The organism is Streptomyces sp. NBC_00631 (assembly GCF_045206895.1).
Classification (GTDB): domain Bacteria; phylum Actinomycetota; class Actinomycetes; order Streptomycetales; family Streptomycetaceae; genus Streptomyces.
Map to the genome: position 1 here is coordinate 9,108,641 of NZ_CP107734.1, position 14,591 is coordinate 9,123,231.

General features: G+C 68.9%; 10 protein-coding genes and 3 pseudogenes. 1 reads left to right on the top strand and 12 read right to left on the bottom strand.

Annotation, left to right across the window (positions count from 1 at the left end; translation table 11 throughout):
* Nucleotides 1-86: 86 nt before the first annotated feature.
* Complete coding sequence (locus OHB00_RS41470) at nt 87-2,777, bottom strand: RICIN domain-containing protein (protein ID WP_406442831.1); 2,691 nt, start codon at nt 2,775-2,777, stop codon at nt 87-89.
* A gap of 398 nt (nt 2,778-3,175) precedes the next feature.
* On the opposite strand from OHB00_RS41470, the pseudogene OHB00_RS41475 reads away from it, so the two are divergent.
* Nucleotides 3,176-3,726 (top strand): annotated as a pseudogene (locus tag OHB00_RS41475) (IS5 family transposase); the annotation flags it as partial.
* 296 nt (nt 3,727-4,022) lie between these two features.
* Here OHB00_RS41475 and OHB00_RS41480 read toward each other — a convergent pair.
* The 11 genes and pseudogenes from OHB00_RS41480 to OHB00_RS41530 form a co-directional block, all read right to left on the bottom strand.
* Nucleotides 4,023-5,051, bottom strand: a complete 1,029-nt coding sequence (locus OHB00_RS41480) for an aldo/keto reductase (protein WP_406442832.1) — start codon at nt 5,049-5,051, stop codon at nt 4,023-4,025.
* Between the two features lie 36 nt (nt 5,052-5,087).
* Nucleotides 5,088-5,308 (bottom strand): annotated as a pseudogene (locus OHB00_RS41485) (PfkB family carbohydrate kinase); the annotation flags it as partial.
* Between the two features lie 151 nt (nt 5,309-5,459).
* Nucleotides 5,460-5,726 (bottom strand): annotated as a pseudogene (locus OHB00_RS41490) (keto-deoxy-phosphogluconate aldolase); the annotation flags it as partial.
* Between the two features lie 72 nt (nt 5,727-5,798).
* Nucleotides 5,799-6,560, bottom strand: coding sequence for an SDR family oxidoreductase (locus OHB00_RS41495; protein WP_406442834.1), 762 nt, complete (start codon nt 6,558-6,560; stop codon nt 5,799-5,801).
* The gene (locus OHB00_RS41500) at nt 6,557-7,600 is read right to left on the bottom strand and encodes a zinc-binding dehydrogenase (RefSeq protein WP_406442836.1); all 1,044 of its coding nucleotides are present in this window, start codon (nt 7,598-7,600) and stop codon (nt 6,557-6,559) included. Before OHB00_RS41500 ends, OHB00_RS41495 begins: the two co-directional genes overlap by 4 nt.
* 148 nt (nt 7,601-7,748) lie before the next feature.
* On the bottom strand, nt 7,749-8,654 hold the full coding sequence (locus OHB00_RS41505; RefSeq protein WP_406442838.1) for an amidohydrolase family protein: 906 nt from the start codon (nt 8,652-8,654) through the stop codon (nt 7,749-7,751).
* A 38-nt stretch (nt 8,655-8,692) separates the two neighbouring features.
* Nucleotides 8,693-9,040 (bottom strand): L-rhamnose mutarotase, encoded by a 348-nt coding sequence (locus OHB00_RS41510; protein WP_406442839.1) that lies wholly within the window; start codon nt 9,038-9,040, stop codon nt 8,693-8,695.
* Nucleotides 9,037-11,052: a hypothetical protein gene (locus OHB00_RS41515; RefSeq protein WP_406442841.1), complete on the bottom strand. Its 2,016-nt coding sequence runs from the start codon at nt 11,050-11,052 to the stop codon at nt 9,037-9,039. Before OHB00_RS41515 ends, OHB00_RS41510 begins: the two co-directional genes overlap by 4 nt.
* 8 nt (nt 11,053-11,060) lie before the next feature.
* Nucleotides 11,061-11,915, bottom strand: a complete 855-nt coding sequence (locus OHB00_RS41520) for a carbohydrate ABC transporter permease (RefSeq protein WP_406442843.1) — start codon at nt 11,913-11,915, stop codon at nt 11,061-11,063.
* A 97-nt stretch (nt 11,916-12,012) separates the two neighbouring features.
* The gene (locus OHB00_RS41525) at nt 12,013-12,927 is read right to left on the bottom strand and encodes a carbohydrate ABC transporter permease (protein ID WP_406442845.1); all 915 of its coding nucleotides are present in this window, start codon (nt 12,925-12,927) and stop codon (nt 12,013-12,015) included.
* Nucleotides 12,924-14,291, bottom strand: a complete 1,368-nt coding sequence (locus OHB00_RS41530) for an ABC transporter substrate-binding protein (protein ID WP_406442847.1) — start codon at nt 14,289-14,291, stop codon at nt 12,924-12,926. Before OHB00_RS41530 ends, OHB00_RS41525 begins: the two co-directional genes overlap by 4 nt.
* Nucleotides 14,292-14,591: the final 300 nt, after the last annotated feature.

Consider the following 14,591-nt stretch of genomic DNA (forward strand, 5'->3'; position numbering starts at 1 on the left):
GCGGCGTGGCCGGTGCGTGGGGACGGTGGGGCAGGGAGGCCGTCGCCCCCTGCCCCACCGTCTGCAGTCCTGCGTCGGTCACCCTGTCACTGGATCGTCCAAGCCTGGTTGGACTGGTTCAGGGGCATGTACTGATCGATGGTGGCCCCGTTCGCGGTCGAGCCGTTGCTCACCTCCAGGACCTGCTTGCTCTCGAAGTTGCGGATCAGGTATCCACCGCTGGTCGGCTCGAAGTACCACAGCTGGTTGTTGCTGCCGTTGTAGGTGCTCTGCTGCAGCGCGGTACCCCTCCAGTGGCTGGCCCAGCCCAGGTCGAGGACCTTGCCGCTGTTCCTGTTCACGATCTTGCAGAGCTGCCCGCTGACCGGAACGATGGTCCACTGCTGGTTGGCGGAGCCCGCGTTCGGCCACTGGATGACGCTCGCGCCGTCGGCGGTGGACCCGCCGTTGACGTCCATCACCAGGCCGCTGTTGACGTTCTTGATCGCGTAGTAGGTCGACGGGTTGGTGTTCGGCGTGCCGGTCGAGTCCTCCAGTGCCCCGCCCGCCCGCTGCACGGCGAAGTCCGTGATGAAGAAGTACGCCCCGTCGGTCTTGGCGACGCGGACGTAGCGGAAGGCCTGGCGGACGTTGATGTCACCGGTGAGGGTGGCGGCGAACGGCAGGGTGCTGGTCTGGCGTCCCACGACGGTGTACGTGGCGAAGGACGGGTCGTTGGACACCCGGACCTCGAAGTTGCCCCGGGTCGAGGACTGGTCCAGGTCCTGACGGGTGGTCAGGGAGAACTGTCCGAGCTGGTAGGCCTGCCCCAGGTCGACCTGCCACCAGGCCGAGGTGTCGCTGCCGGTCGGCGACCAGCCGGTCGTACCGTCGTTGTCGACGGCCTTGGAGGCCGGCGTGTTCGAACCGTAGACCGACGACGCGGACGCCGGCTTGTTGTAGGCGAGGTTGAGCTTCGCCGCCAGCCCCTGGTAGGCGGACTCGAGACCGGAGGCCTTGATGACCGAGTCGCCGGACGTCGTGTTGTTGGTGAGTGTGACGTTGGAGCCGTTGGCGTTCTGGTTGATGAAACCGTCCGTCTGCGACAGCACGTTGTTCGAAAGGGTCATGTTGTTCGACCCCTCGTCCGTGTAGAGGCCGTGCACGGCCGAGGCGCAGGCGGCCGGCGTCCGCAGCACGTCGTGGATGTAGTTGCCGTTGATGACCGTGCCGGGGTCGTTGGAGAGGTGGTAGATGCCGCCGGAGTCGCAGAGCCGGTTCATCACGTTGCCGATCCGGTTGTAGCTGACGCTGTTGTTGCCTTCGGCGTTGGCCGCCGACTGCCAGCCCCAGCCCAGCGAGATCCCGGCCCATGGAGCGTCGGAGATGTCGTTGTGGTCGATGGTGGTGCTGTTGACGAAGCCCGCGTCGATGCCCGCGGTTCCCGGATAGTCCTCACCGATCTGGGTGATCAGGTTGTCCTTCACCGTGACGTTCTTGACCACCTCCCGGGTGTCCTCACCTGCCGGTGAGGTGGGCGGGTTGTAGATGGTGTGCATCTCCACGGTCGGGTCGGAGAACTTGCCGACCATGATTCCGTTGCCGGCGATGTCGTAGACGAGGTTGCCCGTCACGGTGCTGTCGTGCACACCGTGGGACAGATCGAGGGCCGTGGCCCCCATCTGCGTGAAGGTGTTCCCGGTGAAGGAGACACGGTCGGCGTCCGCCGCCTGGACCCCGGCCGGAGGACGGCCCACGTACTGGTGGTTGGACGTGTCGGCGGAGAGGTTGTAGTTGCCGCCCTGGCCGTTGAGGTAGCCGTTGTCGGTCGCTTCCATCCAGGTGGTCCCGGTGAAGCTGATCCCCGAGAAGCGCAGGTCATGGACGGGACTGTCGAGGCTGGTGCCCTTGATGTCGAAGAGTGTCTTGATCGTGGGCGCCTGCACGGAGGCCGTGGACATGTCCTCGCCGGGGCGGGGCTTGTAGTAGACGGTCTGCGCGGCCGTGTCGACGTAGAACTCGCCCGGTTCGTTGAGGAACTCGTGGGCGTTCTCGAAGTGCAGGGGAGAGCCGTCGGAGAGCTGGGGCCAGGGTCGCGGGAAGAGGATGCCCGCCTCGTGGTCCTGGATCGACACGTTGGCGATGCCGTTGGCGGAGCTGAACGACTTCAGCCGCAGGTAGCTCTCGCCCCACTGCGTTTCCAGCATCATCTCGACCTGGCTGAGGTGGTCCCAGTTGGAGACCTGAGAGCTGAGTACCTTCAGCAGCTTGTTGGGCTTGTCGCTGCCCTGGAGCTGGAAGTCCGTGCCGACGTCGGGGAAGCGGGCCCGGGTGGCGCGGACCCCGTTGACGTACAGCTGCCGGAAGTTGAGGCTGCCCACGGACGCCTTGTACTCGCCGTTGGCCGACGCGGTCCACCCGGTGATCGCGTTGCCACCGGTGATGACGGGCGTCTCCCCGTTGTAGGCCTGGTAGACGACCGTGTGGCCGTTCGTGCCCGAGTCGCTGGTGCCGAAGGCGATGGGGGCCGTGAGGGAGTAGGTGCCGCCGCGCAGGTTCACGACGATGTCGTCGGACATGTTCGCGTTGACGGCCCGGACCGCGGCCTGGGCGGCCTGTACGGTCCTGAACGCTGCGGCAGTGCTGGTTCCAGAGTTGCTGTCGCTGCCGTTGACCGGGTCGACATAGAAGTTCGTCGTCGCCGCGTAGGCAGGTTGGGCAGGAAGTACGGCTGCGAAGACGACGGCCGCCGCTGCGAGCGCCTTCACTGCCCCCGCTCCGATGCGTAGGGGTCTCATCTGTGGTGTTCCTCCTCCGAACCCCGCTACTTATAAGTGGCATTTATCGATGCAAGAGGGCGGCCGCGTCAAGGTGATAGGCATACTTATTTTTCTCGATCGCAACACTGTCGACACAAGGAATCGCCAGGTCTCGCCCCGCAGAGCCCGATCACCGCAGCTAGAGCGATTACTCACCTTCGATCAAAGATCACTGAACGGTGTGCGATCCGCCAAGCCTGGCGAGCCAACCTCAGTAAATGAGTAGTACTTATCGCTCGACCCCGTACCCGTGGTCCGTCGCCCGGACCGACGTCGGCGCCGTCTCTCGGAATTCCTGACAGGATGCGACAACTCACCTTGAAGTGTTGGCGTCTGATGGGTTGTCAGCCTGCGCCCGAGAAAGGGTGAGTAAGCGTCTGGACGACCGGAGGGCGCTGTCGGGCATCCTGTTCGTGCTGTACACCGGCATTCCGTGGGAGTTCCTGCCCCAGGAGCTGGGCTTCGGCTCCGGCATGACCTGTTGGCGGCGTCTGCGTGACTGGAACGACGCGGGAGTCTGGCAGGTCTGCACGAGTCACTCCTGGCCGAGCTGAACGCCGCCGGCGCGCTGGACTGGTCGAGGGCGGTGATCGACGGCTCGCACGTGAGGGCGCTCAAAGGCGGCCCGAAACAGGACCGAGCCCGGTCGACCATGTCCGAACAGGCTCCAAGCACCATTTGATCACTGAAGGGCACGGCATCCTGCTGGCGGTATCGCTGACCGGCGGAAACCGCAACGACGTCACCCAGTTCATCCCCCTGATCCAGGCCGTCCCGCCCGTACGCGGCGGGCGCGGACGACCCCGACAACGAACGACCGGTCGCGCTCTACGCCGACCGTGGCTACGACCACGACAAGTACCGCAAGCAGGTGCGGGCCCTGTGGATCACCCCGGTCATCGCGCGGCGCGGCGTCGAGCACGGTTCCGTGGTGCCGGCATTGGAGTCGTCACCGTTGGGGGGGAGGACGTAGTAGGTCGCCTGAGTGGCGGCCGCGGCCGCGGACAGAGTCGGTGTCGTGAGGGAGGTGAGCAGGAGGACAGAGACCGCCGTGGCGAGTGCTGTCGGCAGGAGACGGCGGACACAGGAGGACGGACGTTTGCCTCTCCTGGTTGTTCTGGTGGTTCGGACTGGTTTACATCGGGCGGCGGCTCCAGGGGTGCGGTTTCATGCGATCCAGGGGTTGTCGGTCCGGACGGTGCGGCTACTCAGCGCGTCGGCTGCTCAGCCTGCTGACTCCGAGGGCCGCGAGGGCAGGCGGCCGTCACCGCTCGGGATGGGCGCATCGGCCCTGATCAGGCCCCGCGTTCGCAGTTCGTCCCACAGGCCGTCGGGGATACGCCGGGCGTGGAGCTCCACGTTGCGGCGGACCTGTCCGGGGTCGCGCATGCCGAGGGTGACGTTGATGACGTGGGGGTGGGTGAGGGGGAAGGCGATGGCGGCGGCGGGCAGGGTGGTGCCGTGGGCCTCGCAGACGTCGGCGATGGTGCGGGCGCGGTCGAGGAGTTCGGGTGGGGCGGCCTGGTAGTCGTACTTCATGCCTTCGGTGGGGCGGTCCTGGGAGAGGAGGCCGGAGTTGAAGACGCCGACGGCGATGACGGCCTTGCCGTGTTCCTGGGCGGTGGGCAGGACGTCGTCGAGGGCGGACTGGTCGAGGAGGGTGTAGCGCCCGGCGAGCATCACGAGGTCGGCGGCGGTCTCGCGCAGGAAGCGGGCGAGCATGGCGGACTGGTTCATGCCGGCGCCGATGGCTCCGATGACGCCTTGGTCGCGTAGTTCGGCGAGGGCGGGCATGGCCTCGTCGGCTGCCTGTTGCCAGTGGTGGTCGGGGTCGTGGAGGTAGACGATGTCGAGGCGGTCCAGGCCGGTGCGCTGCAGTGTCTCCTCGATGGAGTGCAGCACGCCGTCGCGGCTGAAGTCCCATTGGCGGCGCAGGTCGTCGCGGACGACGAAGCCTTCGGTGTCGACGCCTTGGGGGTGTTCGTTGGGGACGAGGAGTCTGCCGACCTTGGAGGAGATGACGTACTGATCGCGGGGCCGGTCGCGCAGGGCGGCGCCCAGGCGGTGCTCGGAGAGGCCGAGGCCGTAGTGGGGGGCGGTGTCGTAGTAGCGGATGCCCGCGTCCCAGGCGGTGTCGAGGGCGGCCGCCGCGTCCTCGGCGCTGGTGGTGCGGTAGAGGTTGCCGATGACGGAGGCACCGAAGCCGAGCTCGGTGACGGTGACCGGCGTGTTCTGGATCTTCCGGTGAAGCAAGACGTGCTCCTGGGGACAGAGGTGGGGGACCACCGGTCAGCGTCGTAGGTGGGCCGAGCCGCCGGCGACGAGCGCCTCGAACTCGGCGATAGCGGCCCTGAAGACATCGCCGGGAGTCGTCATGACCAGGGCGCCGTGGGCCGTGAGCCGTAGGCGAGGGCACGTTCCGGGGAACGTCCGGCGAGCAGGCCGTGGATCAGTCCGGCGGTGAAGCCGTCGCCGGAGCCGATGCGGTCCACGACGTGCAGGCCGGGCATGGACCGGCGGCGTTGATCCCGCCGGTCGGCATGAACCGCACCCCGGGGAAGGGCACCGCGAGGGACGGAACGTCGCCCTTGCGACGAGCGGCTCGGCGAGGAACAGCTTGACCGTGTCGAGGCCAGTCCGCAGCGCGCTCATCACCTGCGTCGCGGTGGCCACCTCGGGGACGACGGATGCCCCCGGCTCGTGGCACCTGGCGTCGACCTCGTGGTCCAGGCCGGGGGAGGCGACAAAGCGCGCCCCGGCCGCAACCGCCTGCTCCGTCTGCTCGGCGGTGAGCACCGTACCGTCGCCGACGACCACACCGCCCTGATCGGCCATCGCTTTCACGACCTGCCCGGCGTCCGGGCTGCGGAAGGTGACCTCCGCGCCACGCGCGCCGCCCGCGGGCAGGGCGCGGGCCGGGCGGGACACCCGTGGCGGGGTCGGGCGCGGTCAGGACCGGCACGATCCGCGCCTCGGGGACTGTGTCGGAGAGGTCGGCGGTCACCGGCCCAGCCAGCCGCCGTCGACCGGCAGGACGGTGCCGTGCACGTAGGCGGCGGCGTCGGAGGCGAGGAACACGGTGGCGCCCGCGAGGTCGTCGGCGCTGCCCCAGCGGGCGGCCGGGATGCGGTCCAGGATCGCCTTGCTGCGCACCGGATCGTCCTGCAGCGCTTGGGTGTTGTCGGTGGCGATATAGCCCGGCGCGATCGCGTTGACGTTCACGCCGTGCGGCGCCCACTCGTTGGCCAACGCCTTGGTGAGACCAGCTACGCCGTGCTTGGCGGCGGTGTATCCAGGAACGGTGATGCCGCCCTGGAAGCTGAGAAGGGAGGCCGTGAAAATGACCTTCCCCCGGCCGCGCGCCACCATCGACCGGCCGACGGCGCGGGCCAGCGCGAACTGCGCGCTCAGATTGACCTGGAGGACCAACTCCCAGTCCTCGTCGGTGTGTTCCGCTGCGGGAGCCCGGCGGATCGTGCCTGCGTTGTTGACCAGGATGTCCACCGGGCGCTCACGGCCCCCGAGGTCCGCGCCCAGTGCCCGGACGGCCTCGGGGTCGGCGAAGTCGGTGCGGATCGCCTCAAAGGTGCGGCCGGCGGCGGTGACGTCCTTCTCCACCGTGCTGCCGGACTCCTCCAGCGAGGCGCTCACACCGATGATGTCCGCGCCGGCCTCGGCGAGCGCGCGGGCCATGGCCCGGCCGATACCGCGCCGGGCGCCGGTGACGACGGCGAGCCTTCCGGTGAGGTCGAAGGCGTTCATACGGCGGCCTCCTGGGCCTCGTCGGTGCAGTCCACGAGGATCTTCATCACGTCCCCGCCGCCCTCCAGTGCCTCGAAGGCGGCGGGCGCCTGCGTGAGCGGCACGACCTTGCTGATCAGCCGCTGGGCGGGAACGGTGCCGTCGGCCACCAGTGCCACCGCCTTCTCGAAGTCGGAGCGGTCGTACAACCGGGCGCCGACGAGGGTGAGTTCGCGCCAGAAGAAGCGGTGCAGGGTCACCTCGCGGGGGCGGGAGTGGATCGCGACCAGGCACAGCCGGCCGCGTACGCCGAGCACGTCGACCGCGGTGTCCACGCCTGCTGCCGCGCCGGACACCTCGAAGGCGACGTCCACCCCCGCGTCCCCGGTCCACTGCCGGACCAGCTCGGCCAGGTCCTCGGTGGCCGGGTCCCAGACGGTCAGCCCCAACTCCTCGGCGATCAGGCGCCGGTGGGGGCTCAGCTCCACCACCCGGACGTCCGCCCCCGCAGCCTGAGCCACCAGCGCGATCAGGACGCCGACCGGGCCGCCGCCGACCACTACGACCCGCTCGCCGTCGCGCACCCCGGCCCGGCCGACGTCGTGCACCGCGACCGCGGTCGGTTCGACGAGTGCGGCCCGGTCCAGGGGCAGGGTGCCGGGCAGGCGGATGAGGGTGGCGGCGGGCACGGTCCAGCGCTGCTGCATGGCGCCGGGGGAGTCGATGCCGATGAAGTCCAGGTGCTGGCAGATGTGCTGGTGACCGGCGCGGCAGGCGGGACAGGTGTCGTCCCAGCGCAGGGGCATCACGGTGACCGCGTCGCCGGGCTGCCAGCCCTCGACGCCGGGCCCGACGCGGACGATCCGCCCGGCCATCTCGTGCCCCAGGACGGCCGGTGCGGCGACTCGGGCGTCCATGTCGCCGTGGAAGATGTGCAGGTCGGTACCGCAGATGCCGACATAGGCGGGGGCCAGTTCCACCTCTCCGGGGCCCGGTGGTGCGCTGTGGACCGCAGCGGTGTCGAGGGTGCGGGCGGAGAGGTATCGGGCGGCTAGTGTCATGGGGGGGGCGGGGTCCCTTCGGTGCGGACCGGTGCCGACGGATGGCGAGTGGCTCGGCATCCGTGGCGGTGAGCCCGGCGTGGGTTCGTACGGGTTCGTGCGGTGGGTGTGGCCTGCGGTGGTGGCTCTCGCCGCGGGAGGGAGCGGGTCAGGTCGTCGGGGCGGAGGTGTGCCCTTCTCCGGCGACGGGGGCAAGGCCGTAGAACGCGCCGGCGGTGCCGGCCAGGAGGGCGTGGACATCGCCCTCGCTCCAGCCGGTGAGCAGTTCGTCCACGGTGGCGGCCCACCGGTTCCAGCCGCCCGCCAGGTTGGCGACCGGCCAGTCGGAGCCGAACATCAGCCGGTCCGGGCCGAAGGCGGAGAGCAGCACGTCCCAGACGGGACGGATGTCGGCGGTGGTCCAGCGGGTGTGGTCGGCCTCGGTGATCAGACCCGAGACCTTGCACATCACCTGCGGGTGCCCGGCCAGTTGCCGTATCCGGCGTTCCCAGTCGGCGATGTCCTGTCGGGCGATGTCCGGCTTGCCCGCGTGGTCGAGCACTTGGGGCAGGTCGGGGAAGCGTTCCGCGAGCCGGATCGCCTGATCGAGCTGATGGTCGCGCACCAGCACGTCGTAGCGCAGTCCGCGGTCCCGGGCCGCCCCCAATCCGTTTTCCACGTCGGGGCGCTGCAGCCAGTCGGGGTCCGTCTCGCCCTGGACGAGGTGCCGCAGGGAGCGCAAGTACACGCCGCCCGGCCCGCCGATCAGCCTGTCGAGCACGTCCCCGATCGCCGGGGACGTCAGATCCGCCCAGCCGACCACGGCCCGGATCAGCGGCTCCTGTTCGGCGAGTGCCAGCAGGTCCTCGGTCTCGGCGACCTCCGCGACGCACTGGACGACCACCGTGGCGTGCAGCCGCCGGCCCGCGATGGGGCGAGTGGCGGTGGTGCGCAGGTCCTCGGGGGTGAAGGTGCGGCGGATCGACGCCACGTCGGGGTCGTCGAGCCAGGGTTGCGGTCGGTGGGAGAGGTCCCACAGGTGGTGGTGGGCGTCGACGAGCACGGATGTGTTCACGGGCTGATCCAAGTCGGGTCGGGCGGGCGCGGGCCGGGTCAGGCGGTGGCGTCGTCGGCGGGCGGGCTCAGGTGCCAGATCTCGGGGAGTTCGGTCCACTGGCGGTCCTCGCCCCGGTCGGGCCAGGGCTCCTGGCACGGGTCGGTCAGCTTCCACCAGCGCTGGGTCTCGGGGTCGGCCTCGACGGAGGCCATGTCGGCCTCGAAGTTCTCGCCGTGGTACTCCAAGTAGGCGAACAGCACGTCACCGTGGAGGAAGATGCTGTAGTTGCGGATGTTCGCCCGGTGCAGGGCGGCTTCGACACCGGGCCACACGGCGGAGTGGAGCCGCAGGTATTCCTCGCGGTGTTCGGGGCGGAGCCTGATGGTCTGGGCGATGCGCTTCATGCCGATTCCCCTGTCGTGTCGGTGGAGTTGGGACCGTCGGCCACCGTGTCGAACGGCGTGCGGTAGCTGGGAGTACGGGTGCGCAGCCCCAGCCGCAGCGTGAGCCGGACGCGCGTGGAGGCAGGCAGACGAACCATCAGGAAAGGTCCGTCGCAAGGGAGTTGTTCTTCGGAGACCATCGGCTCGGTGTGGCCGTAGTCGTACATGTCCCCGATCCAGCCGTCGTCCGCGCAGGTCGTGTACCGGACGCCGGTGATGGTGTGCTCGGCGAACGCGCCCGCCTGGACGATGACGGTCCGGTCGGTGCCGGGGGAGAGGTTGACCAGTTCGACGTTGGTCGCCTCGGGGTCGATCGAGGTGACCAGGGCGGCGACGTCCGCCGGCAGGCCGGCCCGGCGGGCGTCGGCGTCGTGGTAGCGCAGCCGTGCCTGCTGCAGACCGCCCTGGTACATCACCTGAGGGCCACCCCAGGTCAGCTGCACCAGGGCCTCGGTGGCGACGGGGTTGCACTGTTGCCAGACGTGGATGTCGGCTTCGGGCACGTCCAGGTCGCGGTAACGGTCGATGCGCCGCAGCCGGTGGCGGACCTGGGCCTGGGCGGTCGCGAGGATCCGTTCCGGGTAGCCGGGGTCGTCGCCGGCGAGGAAGGCGAACCACGCCTTCTCGTGACCGGACTCCTCCTTGGCCCGGAACGGCCGCACGGTGCGCCAGTCGATGCCGTCGGCCTCGCGCAGCCGTTCCAGCCGGGCGCGGTCGGCCTCCGAGGAGGTGTGGTGCCAGAGGGCCACCGGCACCGGGGGTGTTGCCGGGTTGTAGTCGAACCAGCCGGAGTCGTTGTGGCGGAACGGAAGGTGCACCGTGGGCGTGTGACGGTCCGGACCGAGTTCCACCGCCCACTTGGAGGGCAGGCTGGAGTCGGCCTCCGTGTGGGGCATGACCTTGCCGCGGTCGATGAGGGCGTCGAGTGAGGTCGCGACCATGGACAGGTAGTCGTCGTCCCCGGTGGCCGTCGCCGCCGCCAGCGCCGCCACGCAGGCCGCGTGACCCACGCTGTGCCAGCCGTGCGGCCAGGACCAGCCGTAGTGGCCGCCGTACCAGCGCCCTTCCAGCAGGCTGCCGACGACCCCGTCCGGGCCGACGTTGTCCGGGATCAGGCCGCCCTGTTCCCGGGTGCGCTCGCGCCAGGCGCCCACGTACTCGACGATCCAGTCCCGGTAGCGCTCCTCGCCCGACAGGATCCAGGCGTTGAGGACGAGGCCGGCCGCGGCGAGGTTGACCGCGGTGTCGCCGACGCCCATCCGGTCCCGCATCTGGTCGCCCAGCCGCGGGTCCGCCGACAGCGGGAAGGAGCCGTCGGCGGCTTCGGGCAGCCAGTCGAGGGGGAAACCGTAGGTCTCCGCCTCCTTCAGCAGCCAGGGATACACGTCGCCGTCGAACAGGCCGGTGCGCCCGAGGTCGCTGCCGTTGTGCGGGCGGGTGATGATGCGGTGCTCGGGGTCGTAGTTGCCCTTGGCGGGGTCGACGTACAACTCGGCGAAGCGCAGCGCGCGTTCGGCCCAGCGGTCGGGTGCGGCCATGCACAGGAAGTAGAGCAGGAGCAGGCTCTCGCCCTGGTGGAACCAGTCGTAGCCACGCTCGAACTCCTCGCGCAGCATGTCCAGTTCGGTCAGCTGCCTGGTCACGCCCTCCCAGTGCCGCTCGCTGGCGGGCAGCAGGTCGTCGGCGCCGCCGAGGAGGTAGAGCTGGGGCCAGTTGAAGAAGACCTCGTAGAAGTCGTCCACACCGTCGCGGCTGGTGAGTGGGCCGTGGTAGTTCAGCCGGCCGTCGGGGCCGGTGAAGGCGTCTTCGAAGCGGCGCCAGGCGTGGTCGAGCAGGTCGAAGAGCGCGCGCTGGGCCACGGCCCAGCCGGGGGGTTCGAGCAATGGCACCGCGGCTTGGATCTCGGGGAGCTCGGCGGCGGTGGGTCTGTCGTCGCCGGAGGCGTGGGTGTGGGGGTGGGGGCTCAAGGGCATGAGAGCGGTCACTCCTTGGTGGCGCCGGCGAGCATTCCGCTGACCAGGAAGCGCTGGGCGAAGAGGAACACGACGAGCACCGGTGTGATGGCCACCAGCGTCGCCAGTGCCAGTTGCGGGCGTTGGATCGCGAGGTCGCCGACGGTCGGGTTGAACGACGGCACATTGCTGAGCAGACTGCCGACGCCCACCTGGATGGGCATCTGGTCGCTCTCGGGGAGCATCACGTAGGGCAGGAAGTAGTTCGTCCAGTTGGCGACGAAACTGAAGAACCCGACGAGCGCGATGACGGGGGTCGCCAGTGGCAGGGCCACATGGCGGAAGACACCGAACTCCGAGCAGCCGTCCATCCGTGCCGCGGCCAGAAGGTCCCTGGGCACGGCGGTGGTGAAGTAGATGTACGTCAGGTACACCCCGAACGGGTAGAACGAGTACGGCAGGATGATCGACCACATCGTGCCGATCAGGTGCACCGCGTTGATCTCCAGGAACAGCGGCACCACCAGCGTGGCGTTCGGCATGAGCATCACGACCAGGGTCGCGATCAGCAGCGCGTGCCGGCCGCGGAACTCGGTCATCGCCAGCGCGTACCCGGCCGGTACCGCCAGGCAGAGCGTGATGACCAGCGAGATCGCGGCGTAGACGGCGGAGTTGCGCAGCCAGACCAGGATGGCGTCGTCCTGGAAGGCGGTGAGCGCGTGCCAGTTGGCCGACAGCGCGTGCCAGGACCCGAAGGACAGCGGGTTGTCGTGGACCAGCTGCTGGTCGGTCTTGGTCGCCGCGAGCAGCAGCCACAGCACGGGCAGCACGAAGAACACCACGAACACGGTGAGCACCGAGCCCGCCAGCAGCCGTGACGTCATGTGTTGCGGTGGACGGTGGCGCGGCCGTGGTTCCCCGTGCCGGCTTCTGACATCCCCTTTGGTGTGAGAAGCGGCGGCCAGAGGGGTGGACCGTGTGTCAGTCGGCATCGAAGAACCCCGATCGTGCGACGAAGACACCGGCGACCGACACACTGACGACCAGGAGTTCCACCGAGACCGCGGCGGCGCCGTTGATGTTGTTCATCTGGAAGGCGAAGTCGTACGTCAGCTGGTTGAGCGAGTAGTCGCGGCCGGCCACGCCGGTGCTGGCGAGGGAGAGCAGCTGCGGCTCGACGAAGAGCTGCGCGCCGCCCGCGAAGGCCAGGATCACCATGTAGACGATCCACTTGCGGAGCATGGGGATCTGCACCCGCCAGGCGGTCTGCCAGCCGTTCGCGCCGTCGATGCGCGCGGCCTCCATCACGTCCTTGGGGATGTTGTTGAGAGCGCCGTACATGACGACGATCCAGCCGCCCGCGCCGGTCCAGAACGCGATGATCGTGAACAGCAGCGCCAGGTTGCCGGGGGCGATGACCTCGCCGAAGGTGTGGAAGCCCAGCGTCCCCAGCAGGGAGCTGACCGGGCTGACCGTCGGGTCGAGCATGAACAGCCACACCAGGACGCTCGCCGCGCCGGCGAGGGCGCCGGGGATGTAGTAGAGGAAGCGCAGTGCCTGACTGAGCGGCCCGGAGGACAGCTTGTGCAGGAGGAGCGCCAGGACCACCACGAACACCACGAGGGACAGGAGCCAGAAGACCAGGTACAGGGCCACGTGGCCCAGGGAGTCGACGAAGCGGAAGTCCTGTGCCGTGGTGACGAAGTTGGAGAGGCCGGTGAAGGCGCCTCCGGCGTCGGTGAACGCGAAATAGATCGCGTAACAGGTCGGAAGGACGCCGAAGGCGATCAGCAGCAGTACGTAGCCGGCGACGAATGCCACGCCGGCCCGGCTCTGCCGGGAGGTGCCGCGAGGGCGCCCCCGGACAGAGCCGGCCGAGGAGCGCGCGACGGTCACTTGGAGACCTTGTATCCGTCGGCCTCGGCGTACTTGACGATCGAGTCCTGCCAGGCGGGCAGCAGTGATTCGATGGTCTTGCCCTGCGTGATGCCGGGCTTGACGGTGGCGGCCCAGACGGCCTCCTGGCTGAACTGGCCCGAGCCCCAGTCGGACCACACCTGCGAGGAGGCGTCCTTGAGGGCGGTGAGGTCGCCGGCGAAGTACCCGGAGGCGGCCTGCGCCTTGAGCCAGTTCTCGGCGGCGGGCGCGTACGCCGGGAAGCCGGGGGCCTTCTCTCCCTGGTAGGCGTTGTCGGTGGTGACCCACTTCAGGAAGTCGGTGGCCGCCTTGAGGTGGCTGGAGTGCTTGGACAGCAGCCAGGTACCGCCGCCGACGTTGCCGGTGGACGGCGAGGTGTCGCCCTGCCACTGCGGGATGGGGGCCACCGCTGTCTGCTTGGCCGGGGTCTTGAGGCCGTCCTTGAAGACCGCGCCGCCGTACCACGCCGGGCCGGGCATGAGCAGGACCTTGTCGGCCTCGTTCTTGGCGAAGTCGGTGCTGAAGACGCCGCTGATGGACATGGACTTGTTCTTGATCAGTACGTCCAGCAGCTTGGCCATCTTGGTGCAGGCCTCGCTGGTGGTGTTGACCGACACGGACTTGGGGCCGGTGATGTGGTTGGCGCCGCACTTGCTCGCCCACAGGTAGATCTCGGGGGTGAAGGAGTCTCCCGCGTCGCCCACGAGGTAGCCGGGGTGCTCCTTGGCGACCTTCTCGCCGAGCGCCTGGTACTCCTCCCAGGTCGTCGGCACCGAGTAGCCGAACTTCTTCAGCAGCGGCGCGTTGTACCAGAGCACCGCCTGGGAGAGGTCGTTGCGCAGGCAGTAGAGGGTTCCGTCGACCGTGCAGACGTCGTTTGCGCCCTTGGCGAACCCGCTGAGCGTCGTGTCCGGGATCAGTCCCTTGTTCAGCGGCGCCGCGAAGCCCGCGTCGACGGCCCAGCTCGCCTCGTTGTTCTGGGAGCTGAAGACGACGTCCGGCCAGCCCTTGCCGGTGCGGTTGAACAGCTGGACCTTCGTCTGGAGGTAGTTGGACCCGTTGGCGTCGCCGTCGTAACTGACGATGTCCATCTTCACGCCCGGGTGCAGCGCCTGGTACTGCTTCGCGGCGTCCATACGGGTCGCGTCCACCCACACGGTCAACGCCCCGCCGTTCTGCGCGGCCTGGGCGAACCCGTCCTTGTTGGTCGTACCGCCGGTGCCGCCACCGCTGCCGCAGGCGGCCACGGTGAGCAGCACGGTGGCGGCACATCCGGCCAGCAACGCGGTACGCCTCCCGTTGGTCCCTGTCTCCTGGTTGGCCGATGGCTTGTAGACGGACATGAGCGACTCCACTGGGTGTGCGTGAGGCTGCTGACGGCTCTGTCGGTACCGCCGCGGAAGAAATTAGCCGCCATATCGAAGGTCGAGTCAAGGGGTATGTACGGCTTTTCGGGAGGCGGAGTCGCGCGCGAGATCAGCTCCTTCGGGTCCCGTAAATGCGCAAATAGGCACTTAGTGGTTGTTTCTTATGTCGAGATGCGACCAGGTGTGTGACAGATGAGTACTACTTATATTGGCCTGGGGTACGATGAGCTCGGCTCCAAGGCCGATCAGTCGCCGTCGTCGCAGTCACCCGGAGGC